We start from the raw sequence: 19,531 nt of genomic DNA, 5'->3' as shown, positions 1-19,531 counted from the left end.
GCCGACCCGAAGGCCGAACCTACACGACACCACGTCATCCTTCAGTTCGATTGTGTTTCCACGCATTTGCCACCACGATGCCCGGCGCCGGGACCGCCGCCGATCGCAGTTGCGCGACCGCCTCGCGCACCGCGCGCCGGTGCGTCGCGCCGAGCGCCACCAGCAGGATCACACCGTCCGCGAACTCTCCATACACCGATGCCGACACGCTTTTCGTTACCGGTGGCGCGGCGAGCAGCACATGGGTGTGGTCGGTGCGCGCGGGCTCGATCAACTCCTTCGCCTGGACCGGATCGGTGCTGTCACCGGTGAGGATCACCGGCTGCCCGCCGTGCCGTTCGATGGTGCGGCTCAGATTGCGCACCACCGTCTCCACATCGGCTTCGCCTGCGGCACTGGCGATCACCCAGACCGCGGGGGCCGGGGTCAGCTCCTCGAGGTGGGCCCGCAGCCCCCGATAGGCGAGGAATTCCTGCTCCGAGGGCGCGTCCACCGGGGTCACCGTGCCGAGCACCGGGACACCCGTCGTCGCGATGTGCGCGGTGCTGCGCAGGATCGGATCGGTGCGACCGCGAATCCACACCGCCACCAGGCCGAGCAGCAGTCCGGCCAGCAGGCCGAGCCCGCCGAGCGCGAGTTGACCGGGGATCCGGCTGCCGGGGGTGCTCGCGGCGGTCACCACCTTCGTGTGCACCTGCTGCTTGTCCTCGCCGGTCGGCGTTTCGAGAGCGTCTGCGTAGGAGATGAATTCGGTGCCGAGAGTGGCCGCGATGCGGTGGGCGCGGTCGGCGGACGCATCGGTCACCGCGACATCGATGATGGCCGTCTTCGGCGGCACCACGGTCGCACTGATCTCGCGCGTCAGGTCGTGGGCCGATTCCGGCAGTCCGAGTTTATCGACGATGCGCTGGGCGACCGCGTCGGTGCTCAGCAGTGCCACGTAGGTGGTGACGCGGCCGTTGACGACGGTGTCGTTCTCGTAGGCCGAGGCCGTGGTCGAGCCCTCGATCGTCACCAACAGCTGGGTTGTCGAGACGTAGCGCGGCGGGCTCAGCACGGCCAAACCGATGCCCGCGGCGGCGACGATTACGGCGACCGCGCCGAAAGTCGCCCAGTACCTGCCCAATTGGGCAACGAATTGGTTCAGTTTCACCTGTTCGCCTCGTCTTCGGTAGCGGGTTCCGATGCGGTGCCGGCTTCTGATTCGGTGTCGGGTTCCAGTAGTCGCCGGGCCACGGCCGCACCGGCGCCGAGCATCGCGCCTACCAGTGCGGCCGCGGCGACCACGGCGTAAATCGGTGCGCCCCAGGCGACTTCGCGCTCCGGGTGGCTCGGTTCGTTGACGACCACCAGTTCGGCGCGCGGCACCTGACTGCCGGGCACGGTCTCGAGCGTGCGGACCAGCGCGGCGTAGTCGGTGAGGAAGACCTTGGCGGTGCGGCTGGTCTCGTCGGCGGTGGGGCCGGTGACGGCGACGTCGATCAGCACGGTTCCGGACCGGCTGGACGCGGAGATGCGTTGGGCGAAGCGGACCGGATCGGTTGCCAGCGAGAGATCGCCGACCACCACGGCGGCCAGATCCGGGCTGCTGGCCAGTGCGGAGTAGGTGCGGCCGCGCGCCTTCGCGTAGGAATCCCCGCCGTCGATCACCCGGCTCACATCGCCCGGCGTCCGGATGAAAACGGTTGCCTGCGTCCGGTAGACCGGCGGCCGCACCAGCAGGAACACCGTGGTGGCCGCCAGGGTCGCCAGGATGCCCCACACTACCCAGCGCCAGCGCCGCCGTAGTAGGACCCCGTACTCCAGGAGCGCCGCGGGTGCTTGCGGGACAGTGGAATTCATCGTGCCGCCGCCAATCCTTCGGTGGTGAGGCTGTCGACCAAGGCGGCGGCGATGCGCAGGTTGCCGTCCGCGTTGGGGTGCATGCCGTCCGTGCCGACCAGGGCGGCGGTGTCACTGCCGGAGAAGGAGACGAGCGGATCGATCACCGAGACACCGGCCATGGTCGGTTCCCGTTTCAGACGCTCGAAGAAGTCGTCGTCGAATCCGAGATCGTCGGCGGGGGTACGCAGGAAACGTGGTCGCACGAGCACGATCTTGGCCGCGGGCCAGGCATTGTGCGCGTCGTAGACCGTGCCGCGGATCGCGCTGTACACGTCGTCGAGCGGTGCGAACTTGTCATTGCGGCCGCCGTCGAGCAGGACGATGTTCGGGGCGGCGGTGTGTGCCAGGTGTCCGACCCGTTCGTCGAACGAGGTCGAGTCGCCGAGATAGTCGACGTGGAATCGATTGGCCTGCCCGCCGCTGATGTACCCGGTGCCGGGCATGGCGGCCAGGTCGCAGACCCACGCCAGACGGACCGCCGCCTGGCAGGCGTAGGACATCTCGGCGAGCATGCTTGCGCCCGTGTAGGAGTCACCGATGAACAAGGCGGTCGGTCCGGTCTGTGCGGGCACGGCGAGCCGCACCGGGGTGCTCTCGCGGTGCCCGGTCGGCTCGGCCCGCAGGGCGAAGACGAGCCCGACTACGATCACGATCGCGAGCAGCGCCGCCGCCAGGTCGGCTGGCTTCGGCCTGATCATCGGGCTGCCTCGGCGTAGATCTCGCGCAGTGCGTCGCCGATGCGGGTCATGCCCAATTCCGCTGCCACGGCCAGCCTCCCGCGTTCACCCATCGCCTGTGCCCGGTCGCGATCGGTGAGCAGGGCGCCGACCGCCGCCGCGAGCGGACCCGGTGCGGGTGTGGTCACGATGCCGCTGCCGGTCCGCTCGACCAGCGGCGCCAGGCCGCAGTCGGGTGAAATCACCACCGGCACACCGACCGACATCGCCTCCAGCACCGCCATCGGGTACGGCTCGCGCACGGACGGCAGCACGAAGACGGCGGCCGCGGCCATTCGCTCGGGCACACGGGCCGGCTCCAGCGGACCGATCCAGCGCAGCCGGGGGTCGGTGCCCAGCGCGGCCCGTACCGCCGGGCCTTCCCCCTCGTCGGAGCCTGCCAGGGTGAAGGTGGCATCGGTTCCATTGGCGAGCAACGTCTTTGCCATCTCGACGAACGTGACCGGTTGTTTACGCGCGTGCAGGCGGGCCGCGAAGAGCACCTCGGGGGTGGCGGCCGCGGTCGCGGGCGGGTAGGTGGGCACGCCATTGTCCAGCTGCATCAGCCGCAGCCCCGGCCCGCCGACGGCACTGAGCTCGTCGTGCTCGTTCGGAGTGAGGAAGCAGACGGCGCGGGCATCCCGCAGAACCTTGCGGGTCCACCCGGCATCCAAGGGGACAGCGAGCGGATGCGAGCTCGGCGCGATCATCCCGTGCGGCTGCACGATATAGGGCCTACCCATGCGCCGGACCTGCACGGCCGCGGGCAAGGTGACCAGATCGCGACCGAGGTGGATGTGCACGACGTCGAATTCGCGGCCGTGTCGGCGCACCCACCGCCACAGGCCGGGCGCTCCCAATCCGGCGAAACCCGTTGCGGGAACCAGGGTTCGGGCCGGGAACAGTCGCACCGGTACCTCATCGATCATCGTCGGCACGGTGTGATACCCGCGCTCGGCGGCCGCGACGGTCACCTCGTCCCCGCGCGCGAGCAATTCCCTCGCCTGATTGAACGCCACTCGCACCGGCCCGCCGTAGGCGCCCTCCGGTGAGACCAGGGTGACCAGGTGCAGGATGCGCATCAGCGTGGCGTCACCACGGACGGTGGTGGCCGCACCATCGAATACGGTGGCACGTCGGCGCTGACCAGCGCGGTGGCCCCGACCACCGAATGCGCGCCGATGGTGACGCCGCGCAGGATCGTGGCTCGCGCGCACACCCACGCCCCGTCCTCGACGACGATCGGCCCGTTGTCGAACGCGAAGGTCGGCGACCGGCGGTCGTGACTGCCGGTGCACAGGTAAGCCTGTTGAGAGACACAGACATTCGATCCGAGCGTGATCGGCTCCAGGTTGTAGAGTTCGGCTCCGGTCCCGATCCAGGAGTCGTTTCCGACGGTCAATTTCCACGGCCATTGCACGCTCACCCGATGCCTGATCAGCACTCCCGTACCAATATTCGCGCCGAAGAGCCGAAGGATCGCCACCCGCAGCCGATTCGGGCACCACACCTGGGTGAAGATCAGCGTCGATACCGCCACCCACAACACCTGTGCGAGCAGGCCACGCCCCTTGTCATAGGAGTGTCCCCGCCGCGCTGCCAGAGATCGCCCCGGTCCGGCATCGCTCATGTACACCTTCCCCTGGCGACCGCCTCCCCCAGCGTGATCAATGTACCGTTATCTTCCAACAGGACGCCAGTCGTTCGTTGCTACAAGGGGATTGACGCTTCAAGGGGACCAAGTGACCGATCTGCGGTTCACGCCGGAACATACGTCCGCTCCGCCGCGATGGCGGTCCGCCTCGGGGCTCGCGTTGATTGTCGTGGGGGCGACCAGTGGGATGCAGGTCGCGAACTTCACGGTGACGGGACTGTCGATCATCTGCCTGCTGGTCGTGCCCGGATTCGCGTTGATGTCGCACCGTGGTGCGGATCTGGTGCCGATCGTGGTCGCCGCGCTGGCGTGGCTGTCGTTCCTTACTTCGTGTCTGGTCAACCACGTGAGCATCCTGTGGCCGAACGCGCTGGCGGTCCCGGCATTCGCGCTCTATGTCATCGGTTTCGCGGTCCTCACCTCACGTTCGATCGACGCGCTCGCGGCGCTGCTCGCCGGAATCGCCGTGGGCAGCATCGGATTCTTCCTGTTCAAGGGGATCGAACTGACCAACACCGGCCGCTTCCTGGATCTGTGGAAGTACGGGATCGCGCATGCGGTGACGGTGGTGGTGGTCTACGCGTTGATTCGATTGCGGGCCCGGCCGATGGTGATCTTCGGTGCGCTCGCCGCGCTCGCGCTGGCGAGCCTGGGGCTGAATTTCCGTTCGCACGCGCTGGTGTGCATCGTGGCGGCAGTGTGGCTGGCGACCCGGCATGTGTTCGGCGCGCGGATCGGGCGGGGCTGGTCACTGGCCGGGGTCACCGGGTTCGGGCTGGTGTTCGCGTACGTCATGCCGATCGCGGCGCGGGCGGGGTTGTTCGGACCAGCCTTGCAGCGCAAGACGGTCGAGCAGGATGCGACGCATCTACCGTTGCTGCTGGCCGGGCGGACCGAACCGCCGATGACGCTGTCGGCCATCGCCGAGCGCCCGCTGCTGGGCTGGGGGAGCGCCCAGCATCTGACGCCCGAGTTGTATGCGCGGGCAGAGCATCTCGCCATCCGGATCGGCTTCGCGCCGACCTTCCCGTTCGATCTGTACTGGCGGCTGCCGGTGTTCGACTACTCCGCGTTCCATTCGATTCTGCTCGGCACCTGGGCCGAGGGCGGGGTGGTGGCGGCGTTGCTGCCGCTGATGATCCTGGTGGCGTGTGCTGGGGTGTTCTGGAACAACGACCGCCTGGGTCGGTGGGCTCCGCTGTTCGTCGTGGTTGCGCTGCAAGGAATCTGGGACCTGTTCTATGCGCCGTGGACCTACGGCATGGTTCCCGAGCTTGCCTGTCTGGTGCTCGCGTACTTCGCGATCCACTTCCGAAAGACAGCGTGAACCCCGCCGTCAGCGCGGTCGTGCCGACCGTCGGGCGGGCTTCGTTGCGCCGCGCGGTGGAATCGGCGTTGAGCCAGACCCGGCCGGTCGCGGAGGTGGTGGTGGTCGCCGCCGAGGGGCTTGCGCTGGACCTGCCCTCCGATCCTCGGATCACGGTGGTGCGCACGGCCGGTCGCGTCGGCGCCGGAACCGCCCGACAGGCCGGCATCGACGCCGCCGAGGGCAGCGTGATCGCCCTGCTCGACGACGATGACGAATGGCTGCCGGAGAAGCTGCGCTCGCAGCTCGACGCGGTTCGGGTCGAGGCCGTTGCTGGAGATGACTGGATCTGTTCCTCGCGGATCACCGTGGCGGGCCCGGGCGATCGCCGCCGGGTCTGGCCGCGCCGGGTGATCGCACCCGGAGAATCGGTGGCCCGCTACCTGTTCCGATTCACCTCGCTGCGGGTCGGCGATGCAGTCCTACAGACGTCGACGCTGTGCTTTCCGATCGGACTCGCCCAGGCCGTCGGCTGGGACACCGAGACGGTGCACGACGAACCGACCTGGCTGTTGGCGGTGCAACGGGCACTGCCCCTGGTGCGCCTGATCCAACTGCCCGCCGTGCTCGGCACCTATCACGTCGGGGCCGAATCGGTTTCGCAGTCCAGCGCCGACCGGGTGGACGATTACATCGCCTGGGGACTCGAGTACCTGCGTGACGAGTCACCCCGCATCCGCGGCGACTACCTGTGTACGAGCCCGGTCAGCGCCGCCGTCGCGGCCGGTTCGATCACCGGGGTCGGCCGTGCCCTGCGGGCGGCCCTGCGCCACGGGCGCCCCGGCCCGTTCGCGCTGGCCTACGCCGTGCTCAACGGCGTCCGGATCCTGTTGCGCCGATGACCGATCCGACCCGGCTCGCGCCGCACGAACGCCGGGCCCTGCTGCGCAGCTCCCTCTACCGCATCGCGGGCACTCCGATCGTCGCGCTGCTGGGCCTGGCGAACACCGCGATCATCGTGCGGCAGACCGGCGCGGCGGTCTTCGGCCTGGTGTCGCTGATCGCCACGGTGACCCTGCTGTTCCCGTTCGCGGACCTCGGTATCGGCGCGACGGTGTTGAGCGCGAGCGCTGAACTGGATCGGGATCCACAGGCCGCCGACGTCATTCGCCGCGCCTATCGGGTGTTGTTCGGAGTGGCCGCGGGTTTGGTCGCCGCCGCGCTCCTGGTCATGGCGACCGGTCGGTGGGCAACGCTGACCGGATTCTCCTCCGGACCGCAGGACGGCTGGGCGATCACCCTCGCGGCAATGCTTTTCGCCCTCACCATCCCGGCCGGGCTCGGCGTACGCATTCTCATCGGCGTCGACCGCAACGAACTCGCGACGCTGGTGCTGATGAGCTGTCCGGCCTTCGCCTTGCTGACGACGCTGACGTTGTGGGCCGCCGGGGTCAGCCCCATCTGGTACTGCGTCTCGGCGCTGGTCGGCGTGCTGGCCGGGCAGGGCGTCGGCACCGTTGCGGCGCTGCGGCTCTCGGGTCTGGGCCGCTCGGCGTTTGCCGCGGTCGAGGGCCGCGGGACCCGGCTGCTCGCGGGAAGCCTGTGGCTGTTCGTCGTCGGGGTCGGCCTCCCCGCCGGATTGCAGACCGGCCGGTTGCTGCTGTCGCATCTCTCGACCCCGGCGGAGCTGTCCCGCTACGCCCTGACCGCCCAGATCTACGGCGTGGCCTGGTCGGTGATCTCCACCGCGGGCCTGGCGTACTGGCCGGTATTCGTGAAACGCCGTGGCGCATCGGCGGAAACGGTCCGCATCTGGTGGCGCCTCACCGGGATCTTCGTCGGGATCGCCGCGCTGGGTGCGGCCGCACTGGGCGCGCTGGGACCGTGGGCGGCCTCGATCCTGTCCGGCGGTCGCATCGACGTGTCCTTCGAACTGGCGCTGGCCTTCGGCGCGCTGCTCGTGGTCCAGAGCGCGCACCTCCCGGCGAACGTTCTGCTGACCCGGCCGAACGAGGCGCGCTGGCAAGCGGGTTGGACGGTGGCGATGGCCGCCCTCAGCATCGGGCTCGGGATCGTGGTCGCCGCGCGCTTCGGCGCGGTGGGCGTGGTCGCCGCGGCCGCGCTCGGCACCCTGCTTGCCCAGGTGATTCCGGATCTGGCGTGGGTGCCTAGGCTGGTGCGTCGCCGCGCGGTCGAGCGGTGAGCTCGGTGGCCAGCGGCGCGACCATGGTCACCCCGGCGGGCACATCGTGGATGACCGTCGCATTGGCTCCCACGGTCGCCCCGTCGTGCACTGTGATCGGCCCGAGCACCACGGCACCCGCGCCCACGCGCACCCGATCACCCAGCGTCGGACGGCCCTTCGCGTCGTGCCCGATCGATACCTGCTGATTGATCCAGCACTCACTGCCGATGGACTCCGCGGTCACTATGGTGCCGACCCCGTGCTGGATGAACAACGCCGGACCGATCCGGTCGGCCTCCAGGGTCAGCGTCGGCATCGGCCGATAGCAGGCCCGCAACAGCAGGCGCAGCACGGGGGAGCGGCCGCGCAGCCGATAGTGCACGAGCGTGCGGAATTCCGGCAGGGCCGCCGCGAGATAGGCAAAGCGCGAGTATTCGTCCAGCACCAGCAGTTTCGGTGCATCGATGCAGCGCACCCACCACGCGATATCGGCGCGCACCTCGTCGATCGAGGCGACGCCGCGCCACAGCGGATACACCAGCACCCGGGCGACCCGCAGTCGCAACGCCCACTGCTCCGAAGCCATGCCGGTCATCCTAGGTGGCGGGTGTCGCCGGGGCGGGTGTCAGCAGCCGCTCTGCAGCGCCGCCCGCGCGTATCCGACCGTCTGGTACCCGAATTCGTAGATCCAGCGGTACCAGGTGATCTTCTCCGGGCTCTCGATCATCACCAGATTCCCGTCGAAGCACTGCTCGAGGATGTAGCGCGCCCGGGAGATGTGCGGCCGGAAGGTCACCACGATGACCGTCTTCCAGCCGTGCTCGGCGGCCAGGCTGCGCAATTGGCGCGCTTCGCCTTTGGTGGTCGGCGGATCCGGCACGAAGCAGATGAGCTGGAAGGTTTGCGGGGTCTTGCAGACGTCGGTGAGCCATTCGTCGCGGGTGCCGTAGGGGTTCGAGATCACCACGTTCGGTGCCCAGCCCGCGCCCCCGAGCGACAGTCCGTACGGATACCGGTGAAAGCCTTCCCCGCCGAGGACGAAGATCGCGTCCGCATGCCGCAGCCGATCGATCTGCGGATAGGCATAGATCGGCAGCCCGGCTCCGGCGGTGGTCCCGATCAGCAAACCGACCGCCACGACTATCCAGAGCAGTCGCGGCCTCCGCGCAAAGGCGCGGGGCCGCCTCCTCGCCGGGGCTACGGCGGTGTCCTCGTCCTGGGCTGTCATGCGGGGGTTGGCATCCCTCGTGTCGGTCCGGATTCGTCGGGGCCAGTCTACGTTTCCCGCACGACCTGCCCGGTCCGCGGCCGTACCGGCCAGCTTTGCCGGGCCCGGTGAAAAAACACGCCGTGACGGTGGGATGTGCGTAACGGCGGGGGAGGGGCGGGCGACAGCAGGAGTAACTCCATCGGCGGGGATGGAGTTCGGCTCCCCTGGGGCCCAGTCCTTTTCGTCCTGGTCCGGCAGTCCTTGCACGGGACTGCGCGGTCCTGGGCGAGGATTGCACCGCGAACCTTCGATGGGACGCATCAAATATGTTGGCATACAGAAGTTTTCGCGATCTACAGAGATTCTCCGGCCTGCGGGTGGAACATGGACCTGCGGCGGGGGAAACCGATAATATTCGGCGCGGGTGTCCAACGGGGGAGCGCCGACAACTTGGCAATTTGGCGTGGGGACGGAGCGCGGATGGCCTTCCAGCTTGACCGGATTCGGATCCGGGGGTCCGCGCGTGAATGGCGCTCCGACCGCGAGAGATGGCAGGCCGAATACGGTCGCCGCGTCAGGGTGGGCGAGGCGCTGGTGCTGGTCGCCGCCGTCGTTGCGGCACAACTGATCCGGTTCGGCGGCATCGACAAGAACGCACAACTGACCGCTTGGTCCGGCAATGCCTCCATCGGATACTCGATCATCTCGCTGCTGTTGGCGCTGGGCTGGTTCAGCTTCCTGGTGGGCGGCAATACCGGTTCGCCGGGCTCGCTCGGCACCGGGCTGGAGGAGTATCGGCAGGTCACCTCGGCGACCCTGCGACTATTCGGTGTCATCGCGATCGTCTCGCTGCTGCTGCGCCTGGACTTCGCGCGGGGCTATCTGGCGATCGCCCTGCCCTTCGGGCTGTTCGGTCTGCTCGCCAATCGGGTCGTGTGGCGGCGCTACGCCGCCACACAACGCCGAAAAGGCCGCTGTCGCACCGCGGTTCTGGTGGTCGGCGGCCCCGACGCGGCCCGCGAGATGATGACCTGCTTCGCCCGCGATCCCGCGATCGGCTACGCGGTCGTCGGCGTCTACAGCCCCTACGACAAGGAACACGAAGGCGAGAGCGAACTTCCGGACGTGCCGTTCATCGCCGGCTGGGCGATGACCGTGCTGGAGGCGGTGCGCGAGACCAATACCGACATCGTGGCCGTCTCGGCGACCGAGCATCTCGGCACCCGCGGCATCAATGATCTGGTGTGGCAGCTGGCCCCGCTGGGCGTGGACGTGGTGGTGACGCCCGGTCTCGTCGATGTGGCCGACCAACGCATGTCGATCCGCCCGATCGGCAATCTGCCGCTGCTGCACATCGCGAAACCGCAGTACGGCCGGTCACGGTCGTTCGTGCGCGCCCTGTTCGACCTGACCTTCGCGATGTTTGCGCTGCTGCTGGTCTCCCCGGTCATGGTCGTCGCCGCGGTGGCGATCAAGCTCGACAGCCGCGGCCCGATCTTCTACCGCTCCGAGCGTATCGGCCTGGACGGCGTGCCGTTCCGGATGATCAAGTTCCGCAGCATGTTCCAGGACGCCGACCGCCGCCGCGCCGCGCTGCTGGCGCAGAACGAGGGCGCGGGCCCGCTGTTCAAGATGCGCGAGGATCCGCGGGTGACCGGCGTCGGGCGCATCCTGCGGCGCTACAGCCTCGACGAACTGCCCCAGTTCATCAATGTGATTCGACGTGAGATGAGTGTGGTCGGGCCGCGCCCGCCGCTGCCCAGCGAGGTCGAACAGTACGACGGCAAGGTGCGGCGACGGCTGCTGGTCAAGCCCGGCGTGACCGGGCTGTGGCAGGTGTCCGGGCGCTCGGATCTGTCCTGGGACGAGTCGGTTCGGCTCGATCTGTCGTACGTCGAGAACTGGTCGATGGTGCAGGACCTGCTGATCATCGCCAAGACGATCACGGCGGTGACCCGCAGTGACGGTGCCTACTGATGGAGGAAAGCGCATGACCCAGTCCGTTGCCGAGACGACATCGGGACTGCGGGTGGGTGATCTGGTCGAGGTCCGCAGTGCGGCCGAGATCATGGCCACCCTGGATGAGCGCGGCGAGCTGGACAATCTGCCCTTCATGCCGGAAATGCTGGAGTTCTGCGGGCAGCAGTTGACCGTCCACAAGGTCGCCAACAAGGTCTGCGATCCCTACGGGCGCACCGGCATGCATCGGATGACCGAGACCGTTCATCTCACCGGCGCTCGATGCGGCGGCTCCGCGCACGGCGGCTGCCAGACCGCCTGCAGCCTCTACTGGAAACAGGCGTGGCTCAAGCGGGTAGAGCCGGGCACACCACCGACTCCGGCGAACGGCACCCGCATCGATCTGACCGTGCTCGAGGTCAACACGCGTAAGCCACCCCTCGAGAGTGGCAAGGAGCGCTACTCCTGCCAGTCGACCGAGATGATGCGCGCGGCTCCCACCTGCCTGCCGTTCCGCGATGTGCGGCAGTACGTCGAGGACGTCCAGGTCGGCAACGCCACCGTGTGGATGTCCCTGCAGGCGTTCTTCTTTGCCATGTTCAACCGGCTGCAGGCGGTGAGCAAGCGGGTGCTGCCGGCGAGACTCCAGTTCCGTGGGGGTACGGAATGGGGCTTCGTGCGTGGTCGCGCGGTCGGGAAAACCCCGGTGGCACACCTGGATCTGCAACCCGGTGAACTGGTGCGCATCAAGTCCAAGGAGCAGATCGAACTCACCCTCAACGAGCACCGGCTCAATCGCGGCATGGGCTTCGAGGAGGAGGCCGCCCGCTTCTGCGGACGCACCGCCCGGGTCCAGGCGCGCATCACCCGGTGCCTGGACGAGACCACCGGCGAACTGGTGATCATGAAGACTCCGGCCATCGTGCTCGAGAACGTGTTCTGCGAGGGCGTCTACCACGCCAACTGCCCGCGCGAGTATGTCTCGTTCTGGCGCGAAATATGGCTCGAGCGAGTCTGATTGCTCGATACCACCGTGCACCACCCGAGTTGGGAGGGAACTCACTTGCGCGACTCACACACCCTGGTCACCGTCGGGCTGCCGGTTCGCAATGGGGCGGAACGGATTCCGGACGTCGTGAAGTCCGTGCTGGCCCAGGACCACGAGAATCTGGAACTGCTGATCTCCGACAATGCCTCGACCGACGCCACCGAGGAGGTCTGCCGGGCGCTCGCGGCCGAGGACAGCCGAATCGTGTACCGCCGCAACGCGGTCAACGTGGGCCTGATGGGCAACTTCGTCGCCGCCATGGACGCGGCGACGGGCACCTATTTCCGGTGGATCGGCGACGACGATTGGCTGGAGCCGAACTATCTGTCCCGATGTCTCGAGGTGTTCGACGCCGACCCGGACCTGCTCCTGGTGACGACCCAGCTGGACTACGTCGGTCCGGACGGCGAACACCAGTCCGCGGTATACGACGGCACAGCGTTGGGCTCGGCGGATCCGGCGGTCCGTTTCACCGAGATGCTGCGTCTGCTCAATGAGAGCTTCCTGCTGATCGATCCGTTGTACGCGGTGTTTCGGCACGAACCGGCCAATCGCATCGTGCGCCGCAACATGTTGCGCGAGGACGAGGTGTACGCCGGGAAGCTGGCGCTGGCCGGACGCTGGGGGCACGTGCCCGAGGTGCTCGGCGGACGGCATTGGCAGCACGATCGACAGTCGGTGATGGCCCGCAAGCTCGATGTCCCGAGTTGGCAGGCGCACCTGTCCACCACCCTGCAGTGCCGCGAATGGCTGCTGTGGATAGCCGAATCCGATCTCACCCCGCAGCAGCGGTGGCAGGCCCGGCAGGCCGTCGCCGGGCTGTACGCGAAACGGCAGCGGATCACCGCCGAGCGCGGCATGCGCAAGCTGTCCCGGCTGCTCGGCTCGAGCCCGGCCACCAGCGGGTAGTGCGGTGGGTAGGGTTGCGCCGCCGGTGACCACCCTGAATCGGTCGACGCGCCGATGGGTGTCCGGGCCGCTAATGTCGGATTCCGTGTCGAGTGCAACGGTCAAGGTCGTGATTCTGGGGATCAACTATGCCCCCGAGCCGACCGGGATCGCGCCGTACACAACGGGTCTCGCGGTCGGCCTGGCCGCGCGCGGGCACGAGGTGCGGGTGCTGACCGGCGTCACGCACTACCCGGCCTGGGAGCGCGCCGCCGAGCGCGACGCCTTCCGCACCGAGGCCGATACGGACGGGGTGCGACTGCGTCGGCTCAATCATCACGTGCCGCGCGACGGGCGTGGATTCGGCCGTGCCGCAATGGAAGTCACCTTCGGGGTGCAGGCGGTGACGACGCGGTGGCAGCAGCCGGACGTGGTCGTGTGCATCACGCCGCCGCTGCTCGCCACCGCGATGGCGGTGGCCCGGGCGCGGCTGACGCCCGGCGCTCCGGCGGTCGGGGTACTCGTGCACGACCTCTACAGCCGGGGTGTGGTGGAGACCGGGGCGCTGCCGCGGCCCGCCGCACGGCTGGTGCGCAGACTGGAGTCCACCGCCTTCCGGCATGCCGACGGTGTCGCGGTGATTCACGACGGGCTGCGCGGGGATCTGGTGCGGGAGCTGGGCGTCGAGCGTGAGCGTATCCGGGTCATTCGTAACTGGAACCATGTCTCGTCGCCGGATCCGCTGGCCAGTGCGGCATTCCGGGCGGCGCGGGGGTGGTCCGAGGACGAGATCGTCGTGCTGCACGCCGGGAACATGGGTACCAAGCAAGGCTTGGAGAACGTTGTCGCAGCGGCGGAATTGGCGGCGCGGCAAGCACTTCCGGTTCGTTTCGTCCTACTCGGCGACGGTAATCAGCGCCGGCGGATCGAGGCTGCGGGCGCGGGGCTGCCCACGCTCGAGATTCTGCCGCCGGTGAGCGAGGCGGAGTTCCCGTCCGCTCTGGGCGCGGCGGACGTGCTGCTGGTCAACGAGCTGCCCGGCGTGGCGCAGATGGCCGTGCCCAGCAAGCTGACCTCGTATTTCACCTCGGGCAAGCCGATTCTCGCCGCCGCGGAGGCGTCCGGGTACACCGCGCAGGAGATGACCGCCTCGGGGGCGGGGGTCATCGTGCCGGGCGGTCGCCCGGAGCTGTTGCTCGCCGAAGCGGTCCGCATCGGCGCGGACCCGGTACTGGGGGCCGAGTTCGGCGCGGCCGGACGGCGATACGCGAAGGCCCTGTTGAAGGCCGATGCCGCACTCGACAGCTACGAGGAGTGGATAATCGAGTTGGCTCGCGCGAGGGGGAGGGGGGCCCGATGACCAAACGCGCGTTGATCACCGGTATTACCGGACAGGATGGTTCGTATCTAGCCGAGTTCTTGCTGGGCAAGGGGTACGAGGTGCACGGGATCATCCGGCGCGCTTCGACCTTCAATACCCGGCGCATCGACCATCTGTACGTAGACCCGCACGATCCGGACGCGCGGCTGTTCACGCATTACGGGGAGTTGAACGACAGCGCCCGGCTCGCGACGCTGATCCGGCGCATCGAGCCGGACGAGATCTATCATCTTGCCGCGCAATCGCATGTCCGGGTCAGCTTCGACGAGCCCGAATACACCTCGGAGACAACCGGTTTGGGGACCATCCGGATTTTGGAGGCGATTCGCCAGATCGGACTGGACTGCCGGTTCTATCAGGCGTCGAGCTCGGAGATGTTCGGTTCCTCGCCGCCACCGCAGAACGAGTCGACGCCGCTGCATCCGCGCTCGCCCTACGGCACGGCCAAGATGTTCGCCTACTGGACGGCCCGCAACTACCGCGAGGCGTATGGGATGTACACCGTCAACGGGATCCTGTTCAATCACGAATCACCGCGTCGCGGAGAGACTTTCGTGACCCGCAAGATCACCCGCGCGGTCGCGCGGATCGCCGCCGGGCTCGACGAGCACCTCTGGATGGGCAATGTCGACACCGTCCGCGACTGGGGGTACGCGCCGGAGTACGTCGAGGGCATGTGGCGCATGCTGCAGGCCGACGAGCCCGACGACTATGTACTCGCGACCGGTACCGGGTATTCAGTGCGGGAGTTCTTGGAGCTGTCCTTCGATCGGGCCGGGCTCGACTGGGAACGGCATGTCCGCTTCGACGATCGGTATCTGCGGCCCGCCGAGGTGGAGGCGATGATCGGCGACGCGTCGAAGGCGAAGGCCACCTTCGGCTGGGATCCGCAGGTGCGGGCCCCGGAGTTGGCGCGGCTCATGGTCGATGCCGATATCGAACTGTTGAAAACCGAGGCGCAAGTATGGATCGATCGCCCCGATCTCGTGGCCTGGCGTCAACCGCGGTAGTCGGCCTGATGGTCGAGGAACCAGTGGTAGGTGGCCTTGAGCCCGTCCGGCAGGGAGACCGCGGGCGGGCCCCAGCCCAGGCCCGTGAGCAGCGAGACGTCCAGCAGCTTGCGGTAAGTACCGTCCGGTCGCGTTGTGTCCCAGCGGATTTCGCCGCGATACCCGGCGATGCCCGCGATCGTGGTCGCCAACTGGGCCACGGTGGTCTCCTGACCGGTGCCCACATTGACTGGGCTGTCGCTGTCGTAATGATCGAGCAGGAACAGGCAGGCATCGGCGAGGTCGTCGGCGTGGATGAACTCCCGCAACGGTTGTCCCGTGCCCCAGCAGTCCACGAACGGCGCTTGTTCGCGGGCGGCCTCGTGGAAGCGGCGGATCAGACCGGGGACGACATGGCTGGCGGAACGATGGAAGTTGTCGCGGGGTCCGTAGACATTGGTGGGCAGTGCGCTGATGTACGGCAGGCCGTATTGCCGACGGATAGCGGTAACCTGTGTGATGCCAGCGAGTTTCGCGACGGCATAGCCTTCGTTGGTGATCTCCAACGGTCCGGTGAACAGCGCATCCTCCCGAATCGGCACGGGGGCTTCGCGCGGGTAGATGCAGCTCGATCCCAGGAACAAGAAGCGTTGCACGCCATTTGCCACCGCGGCGTCGAGCAAATTGACCTGAATGCGCAGATTGTCGGAGATGAATTCGGCGGGCCGCGACGCATTCGCCACGATCCCGCCCACCCGCGCGGCGGCGTCGATCACCACATCCGGCCTTGTCGCAGCGAAGAATTCGGCGGTGGCGGCCGCGTCCCGCAGGTCGAGTTCGGTCGAATCGCGCCCGACGAGATCGGTGAAACCCGCGGCCCGCAGCCGTCGCATCAATGCCGATCCCACCAGCCCGCGATGGCCCGCGACATACACTCGCGATGCGCGCGAGAGGGGCCCGCCATTCCAGTGCATGCACGCCATTGTGGCAGAGGCGGCGGGCTCGAGTCGGGATGCGCCGGAGGCCCGGATCGATATACTCCCTGTCGTACGGTCAGGCCGAAATCTCTTGGAAGGCAATCGGTCAGATGAACGAATGCTCACCGCCCTGGCCGCGGATGCTCGTCGGACACGTGCCCGTAGACCTCCTCGATCGCGATGCCGCACTGAAGCTCATCTTCGCCGCGCTGTCGGACTCCGATCCCCTCGCGGTGGTATCCGCCAATCTCGACCACATCCATCATTTCGCCGACGATGCCGCCTGGGACGAACGCACGCCCGTGACCGCGTCGGCCGGGGGACTGCGCTGGCTCACCCTGCTCGACGGCATGCCGCTGGTGCGGACCGCCAATGCCCGCAGCGGACGCAGCTGGCCGAAACTGTCGGGCAGCGACCTGATTACGCCCATTCTCGAGCATGCCGCGACGGCGCGGGCGCGGGTGGGGTTCCTCGGCGGCAGCACCGAGACCCACGAACTGCTGCTGCCCGCGCTGGCCGAGCAGTTCCCGCGGCTCGAGGTCGCGGGGACATGGGCTCCCGAGCGGGCCGAACTGACCGATCGCGGTGCGTCCGAAGCGATTGCCGGGCAGATCAAGGCCGCCGCGGCCGACATCCTCGTGGTCGGGCTCGGCAAGCCGCGCCAGGAGCGATGGATCGCCGAGTACGGGACCTTGACTGGCGCACCGGTGCAGCTCGCGTTCGGGGCGGTCGTCGACTTCCTCGCCAACCGGATCTCGCGGGTGCCGGAACGCGTCAGCAACGCGGGCGGCGAATGGGCGTGGCGGCTCATGCTGGAGCCGCGGCGGCTGGCCCGGCGCTACCTCGTGCAAGGACCGCCCGCATTGCTGCGGCTGAAGCGTTCGGCCGTGGTGCACGAGGCCGCGCCAGCGTCTGCGTGACGAGGCACCGTGAAGTGGGACGAGGCGGCGCTGATGAGGTTGCGGACTGCGGTCGCGCCCACGGCGGGCGGGGTGATGTGGTGCGGGGCGAGGCAGCGCGACCGCATGATCTCGGGCAAGGCGGCACGAACCCGGGGCGGGGCGGCATGAACCGGGACGGGGCAACATGATCCGGGGGGACGCGGAGGTTCCCGTGCGCGCGCCGGGACGGGCGTACCTGCCCGCGGCGGGTGCGTTCGTGGTCGTGGTGGGGCTCGCGGCGATCGTCGCCGCCACCGGGGTGGTCGTCACCGCCGGTGGCAATGATCAGCGGGCGTTTCACTGGCCGTCGGTCGAGCAGCTGCGCCACTCTTTCCCGCATCTGGATCTCGTCGGGCTGAACACGGCGACCGGTCCGCTTTATCATCTCGTGGTCGCGGCGATCTCGGGTCCGCTCGGGCTCGGTGAGCACGGCACTCAGATTGTCGGTGCGCTGTTCGCGGGATGTCTTGCCGCGCTGGCAGTTTGGCAGGCTCGGTCGCTGCCGACCTGGTATCTGCGCGGGCTCGCCGTCGCGCCGCTGCTGCTGTCGGCGTACTTCTGGCAGTCGGCGCTGTGGATGCTCACCGACGACGCGGCGCTGGTTTTCGCGCTGGCGGCGACGGGTCTGATGATCGCTGCCCCGACGACCCGGCGGCAGGTCGCGATCGGGCTGCTCGTGGCTGCGGCGATCGCGACGCGCCAGACCTTCGTCTGGCTACTGGTCCCGGCGGTGCTGTCGTGCGTGGATCCGGTACGGCCGCGCGATGATCCGAAGTCGGCGCTGCGGGGTGCGGTGCTGGTCGCCGTTCCCGGGGTCGTGGTGCTCGGCTGGCTGATCTTGTTGTGGGGTGGGCTGACACCGCCCGCCATGCGGCAATTCAATGCCGCGAATCCGAGTTGGACGGCCATTGCGTTCACCTTCGCGGTGGCGGCGATCTTTGCGGTGCCGGTACTGGTGGCCACGACATCGTTCGCGGTCGTGCGGGAGCATCTGGTGGCCGGGGTCGTGACGGGTCTGATCGTCGCGGCTCCTGCGCTCGTCTTCCGCAGCGCGGCAACGAAATTCCCCGATGACTCGCGGCGCGGCGGAGTGTTGTGGACGGTCGTCGGGCAGCTTCCGGACGTGGCCGGGCGTTCGCCGGTACTGGCCGTCGCCGCGTTTGTCGGCGGATTTGCTTGCACCGCACTGTTCTTCGTGCTCGAGCGCCGTAGCGCCGTGATCATCGCGGCCGCGCTGATCGCGCTGGCGGTGGTGACCGCGCCGGGCTCGCAGCTCTATCAGAAGTACGCCGAGTTGCCGATCGCCATGCTCGCCGTGCTGGTGATCGCCGAGCTCGCCCGAACCCGGGCGCCCGTGCGGATCTGGCCGCTGGCCGGGCTCGCCGCATTCCAACTGGTGGCGACGGCGGGCATCGTCGGCGTGCCGGTCCTGCGGGCGGTGGGTGGCTGAGTGCGGATCTCTCGAGTCACCGCGATAGCGTCCCTCGCGTTCAGTATCGCGCTGGTGCTGGCCGGGTGCGCCGGGCCGGACGACACCGCGCCGGGCTCCTGCACGGCCACCAATATCACCGCCGCCACCTGCGCGCCGCCGCCGACGCCCGCGGTGCCGGGCAAGAACTGGAAGCTGATCTTCGACGAGCGGTTCGACGGATCCGACTACGACCACACGAAACTGACGCCCTGCTTCGACTGGAACTACGGCGGCTGCACCAGCAGCTTCAACTCCGGTCGGGAAACGTATCGGCCCGAGCAGGTCCGGGTCGGCGGCGGATACGCGAAACTCGTTGCGGAGCCGCTGGATCCGCCGTCGCCGGATCCGGCCTGCTACCAGCAGGTGTGCACCTACAAGAGCGGACTGCTCTCCACCGCGCGGCCCGATGCCCGCAAGGACAAATACCTGTTCTCCTTCACCTACGGGTATACCGAAGCGCGGGTGAAGTTCCCGGCGATCCCGGGCTTCTTCACCGCGTTCTGGATGCTGCCGACCAACCCGCAGTACGACTACCGCAGCGAGATCGACATCGTCGAGGCGCTCGGCGGCAGCCCGCAGAACATCTACATGACCTACGCCTACGCCGGACGCCAGAAGTCCTACCGCGTCAACACCACCTCCAGCGACAATGGGGCCTGCCCGGTGCGCGACTACTCCCAAGACTGGGTGCGCTTCGGCCTGGACTGGGAACCCGATCACATCGCCTGGTACATCAACGGCGTGCGCTGCGGCGAGTTCACCGACGCGAGCTCGATCGAGAACGGGCCGATGCAGCTGATTCTCAATATGACCGTCGACAACGACTGGGAGCGCAACGAGGGGTCGGTGCTCGCCAACCAGCGTGAGTCGGCGGAACTGGATGTCGACTACCTGCGGGTGTTTCAACAGCAGTAGGGGGAAA

General features: G+C 68.2%; 19 protein-coding genes. 11 read left to right on the top strand and 8 right to left on the bottom strand.

Annotated elements, in window-relative coordinates:
- Positions 1 to 34: 34 nt before the first annotated feature.
- From ACYVN4_RS44210 to ACYVN4_RS44190, 5 genes are read right to left on the bottom strand one after another with little or no spacing between them, the layout of a single operon-like run.
- Positions 35 to 1,153: a YveK family protein gene (locus tag ACYVN4_RS44210; RefSeq protein ID WP_460730139.1), complete on the bottom strand. Its 1,119-nt coding sequence runs from the start codon at positions 1,151 to 1,153 to the stop codon at positions 35 to 37.
- Complete coding sequence (locus ACYVN4_RS44205) at positions 1,150 to 1,842, bottom strand: YveK family protein (protein ID WP_460730137.1); 693 nt, start codon at positions 1,840 to 1,842, stop codon at positions 1,150 to 1,152. The genes ACYVN4_RS44210 and ACYVN4_RS44205 overlap by 4 nt, the downstream gene beginning before the upstream one ends.
- Positions 1,839 to 2,582, bottom strand: a complete 744-nt coding sequence (locus ACYVN4_RS44200) for an SGNH/GDSL hydrolase family protein (RefSeq protein WP_460730135.1) — start codon at positions 2,580 to 2,582, stop codon at positions 1,839 to 1,841. The genes ACYVN4_RS44205 and ACYVN4_RS44200 overlap by 4 nt, the downstream gene beginning before the upstream one ends.
- Positions 2,579 to 3,682 (bottom strand): glycosyltransferase, encoded by a 1,104-nt coding sequence (locus ACYVN4_RS44195; RefSeq protein WP_460730133.1) that lies wholly within the window; start codon positions 3,680 to 3,682, stop codon positions 2,579 to 2,581. The genes ACYVN4_RS44200 and ACYVN4_RS44195 overlap by 4 nt, the downstream gene beginning before the upstream one ends.
- Positions 3,682 to 4,230 (bottom strand): DapH/DapD/GlmU-related protein, encoded by a 549-nt coding sequence (locus ACYVN4_RS44190; RefSeq protein WP_460730131.1) that lies wholly within the window; start codon positions 4,228 to 4,230, stop codon positions 3,682 to 3,684. Before ACYVN4_RS44190 ends, ACYVN4_RS44195 begins: the two co-directional genes overlap by 1 nt.
- A 112-nt stretch (positions 4,231 to 4,342) precedes the next feature.
- On the opposite strand from ACYVN4_RS44190, the gene ACYVN4_RS44185 reads away from it, so the two are divergent.
- From ACYVN4_RS44185 to ACYVN4_RS44175, 3 genes are read left to right on the top strand one after another with little or no spacing between them, the layout of a single operon-like run.
- Positions 4,343 to 5,581 (top strand): hypothetical protein, encoded by a 1,239-nt coding sequence (locus ACYVN4_RS44185; protein ID WP_460730129.1) that lies wholly within the window; start codon positions 4,343 to 4,345, stop codon positions 5,579 to 5,581.
- Positions 5,578 to 6,462, top strand: a complete 885-nt coding sequence (locus ACYVN4_RS44180) for a glycosyltransferase family 2 protein (protein ID WP_460730127.1) — start codon at positions 5,578 to 5,580, stop codon at positions 6,460 to 6,462. The genes ACYVN4_RS44185 and ACYVN4_RS44180 overlap by 4 nt, the downstream gene beginning before the upstream one ends.
- Positions 6,459 to 7,763: a lipopolysaccharide biosynthesis protein gene (locus ACYVN4_RS44175; protein ID WP_460730125.1), complete on the top strand. Its 1,305-nt coding sequence runs from the start codon at positions 6,459 to 6,461 to the stop codon at positions 7,761 to 7,763. Before ACYVN4_RS44180 ends, ACYVN4_RS44175 begins: the two co-directional genes overlap by 4 nt.
- Here the strand turns inward: ACYVN4_RS44175 and ACYVN4_RS44170 are convergent.
- Together ACYVN4_RS44170 and ACYVN4_RS44165 are read right to left on the bottom strand one after the other, a co-directional pair.
- Positions 7,729 to 8,331, bottom strand: coding sequence for an LbetaH domain-containing protein (locus tag ACYVN4_RS44170; RefSeq protein WP_460730123.1), 603 nt, complete (start codon positions 8,329 to 8,331; stop codon positions 7,729 to 7,731). The genes ACYVN4_RS44175 and ACYVN4_RS44170 overlap by 35 nt on opposite strands.
- A gap of 39 nt (positions 8,332 to 8,370) precedes the next feature.
- Positions 8,371 to 8,973: a YdcF family protein gene (locus tag ACYVN4_RS44165; RefSeq protein ID WP_460730121.1), complete on the bottom strand. Its 603-nt coding sequence runs from the start codon at positions 8,971 to 8,973 to the stop codon at positions 8,371 to 8,373.
- 462 nt (positions 8,974 to 9,435) lie between these two features.
- Between ACYVN4_RS44165 and ACYVN4_RS44160 the strand changes: the two genes are divergently transcribed.
- The 5 genes from ACYVN4_RS44160 to gmd all read left to right on the top strand — a co-directional run bounded on the left by ACYVN4_RS44160 (position 9,436) and on the right by gmd (position 15,241).
- Positions 9,436 to 10,932: a sugar transferase gene (locus tag ACYVN4_RS44160; protein ID WP_460730119.1), complete on the top strand. Its 1,497-nt coding sequence runs from the start codon at positions 9,436 to 9,438 to the stop codon at positions 10,930 to 10,932.
- A 13-nt stretch (positions 10,933 to 10,945) separates the two neighbouring features.
- Positions 10,946 to 11,932 carry a hypothetical protein gene (locus tag ACYVN4_RS44155; RefSeq protein WP_460730117.1) on the top strand — a complete coding sequence of 329 codons (987 nt, stop codon included), beginning with the start codon at positions 10,946 to 10,948 and terminating at the stop codon, positions 11,930 to 11,932.
- A gap of 45 nt (positions 11,933 to 11,977) precedes the next feature.
- Complete coding sequence (locus ACYVN4_RS44150) at positions 11,978 to 12,871, top strand: glycosyltransferase family 2 protein (RefSeq protein ID WP_460730115.1); 894 nt, start codon at positions 11,978 to 11,980, stop codon at positions 12,869 to 12,871.
- Positions 12,872 to 12,956: 85 nt separating this feature from the next.
- The gene (locus ACYVN4_RS44145; protein ID WP_460730113.1) at positions 12,957 to 14,210 is read left to right on the top strand and encodes a glycosyltransferase family 4 protein; all 1,254 of its coding nucleotides are present in this window, start codon (positions 12,957 to 12,959) and stop codon (positions 14,208 to 14,210) included.
- Positions 14,207 to 15,241, top strand: a complete 1,035-nt coding sequence (gene gmd / locus ACYVN4_RS44140) for a GDP-mannose 4,6-dehydratase (protein WP_460730111.1) — start codon at positions 14,207 to 14,209, stop codon at positions 15,239 to 15,241. Before ACYVN4_RS44145 ends, gmd begins: the two co-directional genes overlap by 4 nt.
- Here the strand turns inward: gmd and ACYVN4_RS44135 are convergent.
- Complete coding sequence (locus ACYVN4_RS44135; RefSeq protein ID WP_460730109.1) at positions 15,229 to 16,194, bottom strand: GDP-L-fucose synthase family protein; 966 nt, start codon at positions 16,192 to 16,194, stop codon at positions 15,229 to 15,231. The two genes, gmd and ACYVN4_RS44135, sit on opposite strands and share 13 nt — an antisense overlap.
- A 158-nt stretch (positions 16,195 to 16,352) precedes the next feature.
- On the opposite strand from ACYVN4_RS44135, the gene ACYVN4_RS44130 reads away from it, so the two are divergent.
- The 3 genes from ACYVN4_RS44130 to ACYVN4_RS44120 all read left to right on the top strand — a co-directional run bounded on the left by ACYVN4_RS44130 (position 16,353) and on the right by ACYVN4_RS44120 (position 19,524).
- Positions 16,353 to 17,117 (top strand): WecB/TagA/CpsF family glycosyltransferase, encoded by a 765-nt coding sequence (locus ACYVN4_RS44130; protein WP_460730107.1) that lies wholly within the window; start codon positions 16,353 to 16,355, stop codon positions 17,115 to 17,117.
- 193 nt (positions 17,118 to 17,310) lie between these two features.
- Positions 17,311 to 18,588, top strand: a complete 1,278-nt coding sequence (locus tag ACYVN4_RS44125) for a hypothetical protein (RefSeq protein ID WP_460730105.1) — start codon at positions 17,311 to 17,313, stop codon at positions 18,586 to 18,588.
- A complete protein-coding gene (locus ACYVN4_RS44120) occupies positions 18,589 to 19,524 on the top strand; it encodes a glycoside hydrolase family 16 protein (RefSeq protein WP_460730103.1) in 936 nt (311 codons plus the stop codon). It begins immediately after the preceding gene.
- The last annotated feature ends 7 nt before the right edge of the window (positions 19,525 to 19,531 follow it).

This window comes from Nocardia heshunensis, assembly GCF_054782115.1.
Note: the sequence above shows the minus strand (reverse complement) of the source record. Positions and strands in the feature narration are given on the sequence as shown.